4 protein-coding genes are annotated in these 4,491 nt (G+C 73.9%); 2 read left to right on the plus strand and 2 right to left on the minus strand.

Going from position 1 to position 4,491, the window contains the following annotated elements; genetic code table 11:
* Positions 1–1,182 (minus strand): HNH endonuclease family protein (locus ACXJKA_RS19830; protein WP_456826913.1); only part of this gene is annotated, 1,182 nt, incomplete at its 3' end.
* A gap of 124 nt (positions 1,183–1,306) precedes the next feature.
* Here ACXJKA_RS19830 and ACXJKA_RS19835 point away from each other — a divergent pair.
* Both ACXJKA_RS19835 and ACXJKA_RS19840 read left to right on the plus strand, forming a co-directional pair.
* On the plus strand, positions 1,307–2,764 hold the full coding sequence (locus ACXJKA_RS19835; protein ID WP_456826914.1) for a multidrug effflux MFS transporter: 1,458 nt from the start codon (positions 1,307–1,309) through the stop codon (positions 2,762–2,764).
* A 114-nt stretch (positions 2,765–2,878) separates the two neighbouring features.
* Positions 2,879–3,295: a hypothetical protein gene (locus ACXJKA_RS19840; RefSeq protein WP_456826915.1), complete on the plus strand. Its 417-nt coding sequence runs from the start codon at positions 2,879–2,881 to the stop codon at positions 3,293–3,295.
* A 6-nt stretch (positions 3,296–3,301) separates the two neighbouring features.
* On the opposite strand, the gene ACXJKA_RS19845 is transcribed toward ACXJKA_RS19840, so the two are convergent.
* A partial coding sequence (locus tag ACXJKA_RS19845) for an SbcC/MukB-like Walker B domain-containing protein (RefSeq protein WP_456826916.1) occupies positions 3,302–4,491 on the minus strand: 1,190 nt, incomplete at its 5' end.

Genomic DNA, 4,491 nt, shown 5'->3' on the forward strand with positions numbered 1-4,491 from the left:
GGGTGCCACGGGCCGCGCGGGCGCGACYGGCACGGCGGGTGCCGCAGGCGCGACGGGCGCCGCGGGCACGACGACCACGGGAGCCTCCTCGACCACCGGCGGCGGCGGGACCGCCGACCCAGTGGGCAGCGGCTGATCGGGGCACGTCGAGAGCACGCCGACCATCGCGTCCTGCTCCGCCTGCGTGACCCAGAGACCGTAGGTGTACTTCACGCCCACCTGCCGCGCCACGTAGTCGCACCGGAACGACTTGTTCGGCGGGAGCCACGTCGCGGTGTCGCCGTCGCCCTTCTGCATGTTCAGCGGGCCGTCGACCGCCAGCAGGTTCAGCGGGTCGTTGGCGAAGGCCTCACGCTTGGCGGCGTCCCACTGCTGGGCGCCCTTCTGCCAGGAGTCGGACAGCGCGACGACGTGGTCGATCTGCACGGCGGAGGACGTGTCCTGTCCGCGCACGAACGAGATCGCCCTCGCCGAGTACGGGTCCTGCAGCGTGCCCGTCAGCACCACGCAGCCGTTCGTGCCGTCCTTGAGCGCCTGGTCGGTGAGGTCGCGACGCAGGATGTCGTTGCGGGTGTCGCAGCCGTTGCGGTCCACGTCCTTCCACGCCTGGCCGTAGAGGTCACGGTCGTACCCGGTCTTCGGCGCACGGCCCTTGACCGGCAGCAGCGTCGCGGTGGCCAGCGCGGTCTGAGGCTGTGCGGCGGCGACGACCGCGGCGTCGGCGACCGGTGCGGGGTCCGGGGCGGGCAGCGTCGCCGCCTGCTCCTCGAGGGTGGGGGTGGCGCTCGCGCTCGGCGTGTCCGTGGGGCTCGGGCTCTGCGTCGTGGGCGTCGCCGCCGGCGCCGCCACGGGCTCGGCCGGCGGGGCCGCGACCGAGGCGGTGACCACCAGCGCAACGAGCGATCCCGCGAGCACCGCCGCGGAGACTCCCCGGCGCATCGGTCCCCCCAGCCAGGAGGTCCGGCGCACCAGGGCGTAGATCGCCGTCAGCCCGACGTAGAGGCTGACCATCACGAGCGCGCCCGACCAACCGGACAGCAGCCCGAGCAGGGCTACGACGACCAGGCCGACGACACCGGCGATCCGGGAAGGCCTCCATCGCGTGGCCTTCGGCGCCCGCTCGTCCGAGGGGTCGGCGACGGGGGCGTCGTCCCACCACGCGTCACCCGTCGGTCCCGTCACCTCAGAAGTATCGACGCCGGAACACCCGCGCCTGACCGACCAAGGTCCCGGTCGGCGGGTGACGTGCGTCCCACGGACTGGACACTGCGGGAAGATGCTTGCGGCCCGCAACCTTGGGGCTGTCATGGCCCGGATCCCCACCACGCGCGTGAGCGTCGGCTTCGTCCTTCTGCTGTCGGCACTCACGGCCATCGGCCCGCTGACCTTCGACACCTACCTCGCGGCGTTCCCGGAGATCGCCGACGACCTGAACGCGCCCGCCGCCGCCGTGCAGCTGACGATCGCCGCCTCGCTCGCGGGTCTCGCGCTCGGCCAGCTGCTCTTCGGGTCGATCTCCGACGCCTTCGGCCGCCGCCGCCCGCTGCTCGCGGCACTGAGCGTCTACGTGCTGACGTCCGTCGGCCTCACGCTGGTGCAGAACATCACCGCCTTCACGGTCCTGCGGTTCGTGCAGGGCTTCACCGCCGCCGCCGGGATGGTGCTCTCGCTCGCGATCCTCCGGGACCGGTACGAGGGCATCCGCCTCTCCAAGGTCATGGCCCGCCTGATGCTGGTCGTCGGGGTGGCCCCGATCCTCGCGCCGACCATCGGCGCCCAGCTGCTGCTGGTGGGCTCGTGGCGGCTGATCTTCGTGTTCCTCGCCTCCACGGGCGCAATCCTGCTGGTAGTCGCCGCCTTCACGCTGCGCGAGTCGCTGCCCGTGGAGCTCCGCCGGACCGGGGGCACCACCGCGGCGCTGCGCACCTACCGCGACCTGCTCACCGACCTGCCGTTTCTCGGCCTCGCGCTCATGTCGGCGTTCTACCTCTCGGCGATGTTCACCTACGTGGCGTCCTCGACCTTCGTGTTCCAAGACGGCTACGGGCTGTCGCCGCAGCAGTTCGGCTGGGTGTTCGCCGCCGGCGCGGTCGCGATCACCGCGGGGTCGCAGATCAACGGCGCGCTCGTCGGCCGGTTCACTCCCGAGCAGGTCCTCTCCGGTGCCGTCGCCACCGGGCTGGTCCTCAGCCTCTCGCTCTTCGCGACGACCCTCCTGGGCGCACCCTTCTGGCCCGTGACCGTGCTGCTCGTGCTGACCCTCGGCACCGCCGGCTTCGTGCTGCCGTCCGCCCCTGCCATCGCCCTGGCGTCCAACCCGCACCGCGCCGGGTCCGCCGCCGCGCTGCTCGGCGCCCTGCAGTTCGGCCTCGGCGCGTTCATCGCGCCGCTGACCAGCCTCTGGGGGACGCCGACGGCGGTGACCATGGCGGCCGTCATGGCCGGGGTCATCATCATCTCCGCGATCCTGCTGGTCGCTGTCCGCCGGTCGTGGGCACGCGGCCCGGTCGCTCAGGCCGAGCTCGCCGTCGCGGCGGCCGAGTCGGACGCTCTCGTGACCGTCGCGGCCGCCGAGCCGAACGCTCTCGTGAGCGTCGCGGCGGTCGAGTCCGACGCGCTGGCCACCGTCCCGTCCGTGCGGGCGGGCGTCGCGACGCACGCGCCGCCCTCGCCGCGAGCGCGGGCCGCCGCGTCGGCCGGACCTCACGCAGAGGCCGACCGTGCACCCGAGGCCGAGCCCGATGCGGTGCCGTTCCCCGGCTGACCGCTCCCCGTCGCGCGCTGTCGCCAACTCGCAACGTCGGATCGACCGAAACTTGTGGCGTACGTCACACGAGCGACTTAGCCTGAGCGGTACGCGCGCGATGAAGGACGCCCGATGAGTTGGCTGATGTTGGCGGCAGTTTTCTTCGTTCCGGCGCTCGTCTTCGGGGCGATCTGGCAGCTGTTCCCCTCGCCCGACGAGCCGCCGCGATGGCGCACGTGGCTGGCCACCCACCTCGAGCACGTCGCGGCTCGGCTGCGTCGCCCCAAGGGCCCGGAGTTCGACCCGTTCCTGGCGCTGCGGGTGCAGGAGCGCCTGGGGGTCGTCGCCGACCACGTCCGGTCGCTCGAGCTGGACCAGCACACGTTCGCCCGCGCCGAGCGGATCATCGCCTCGCAGCTGGCGTACGACCAGCTGCTCGCCGAGGCGTGCCACCTCGCCGGGGTCGAGGTGCAGGTCGTCGCCAAGGGGGACCCGGCGGAACGGTTCCGCGAGGAGGTCGAGCTCGCCTCCCGCGGCTGGGCCTGGTGACGCGAATCAGCCCGCGCGGACCTGGAGCGTGCTCGGGCCCTGCGGGGTCGGGCGGATCTCGATGCGGTCGGCGATCGCCTGCTTGAGCGCGTCGACGTGCGAGACCACGCCGACCACGCGCCCGCCCGCCCGCAGCCGACCCAGCTCGGCGAGGACCTGGTCCAGGGTGTGCGCGTCGAGGGAGCCGAAGCCCTCGTCGACGAACAACGTCCCGAGGTCGATGCCCCCGGCCTCCGCGGTGACGACGTCGGCCATGCCGAGCGCGAGGCAGAGCGACACGTAGAACGTCTCGCCGCCCGACAGGGTCCGCGGGTCGCGTGGGTGCCCGGTCTGGTGGTCGACCACCCGCATGGCCAGGCCCGTGTTGCGGGCGCGGACGTCCTCCTTCTCGTCGCTTCGCACCAGCTCGTACCGGCCGTCCGACATGACGAGCAATCGGTCGTTGGCGGCCGCGACGACATCCTCGAAGCGCCTCATCAGCACGAACGTGGCCAGCGAGAGGTTCTGGGCGTTGTCCCCGCCGCCCCCGCCCGTGAGGTCGGCGAGCCGGGACACCGGCCCCGCCGAGCGCACCGCGTCGGCGAGCGTCGTCGCCGCGCGCAGCACCCCGTCAGCCGCGGCGCCGGACGCCGACGAGCGCTCCTCGGCGACCCGCGCCTCGCCGGCCGCCCGCTCCGCGTCGCCCCGCGCCACGGACTCCTGCGCCCGGGCGGCGTCGACGTCGACCACGAGCTCGTCGTCGAGCGCGGCGATGGCCGGCTCAGCCAGGCCGGCGGTCGCGCGGTCGAGCCGGGCGGCGTAGGCCGTGACGACCCGGTCGAGCTCGGCCAGCACGGCCGCGTCGACCGCCGCCTCGTCCGCGTCCGCCGCGGACGCGAAGCCGTGCTCCGCCAGCCCCTGGGACAGCTCGTCCTCACGCCGGCGCGACTCGTCCTGGGCGACGTCCTGCTCAGCCAGGGCATCGAGCACCGCGGCCGACGCTGCCGCGCGCTCGAGCAGCTCCGAGTGCCGAGCCACGACCGTCGGGTGGTTGCCGCGGCCGGTCACGACCTCCGCCTCGGAGGCGTCGAGGTCGAGCCGCGTGACCTCGAGGGCCGCACGGTCCCCAGCCAGGCGGGCGACCGCCGCCGCGCGCTCGCCCTCACGCTCGCGCGTCTGCGCGTCGAACCCGTCGAGCGCCGGGGCGAGCCGGGCGA

This window comes from Cellulomonas sp. P5_E12, from assembly GCF_054049315.1.

What these genes read in the sequence shown, in the direction of transcription:
- ACXJKA_RS19840 (WP_456826915.1), top strand. Translation starts at nt 2,879, where the DNA reads ATGAGTTGGCTGATGTTGGCGGCAGTTTTCTTCGTTCCGGCGCTCGTC.
- ACXJKA_RS19835 (WP_456826914.1), top strand. Translation starts at nt 1,307, where the DNA reads ATGGCCCGGATCCCCACCACGCGCGTGAGCGTCGGCTTCGTCCTTCTG.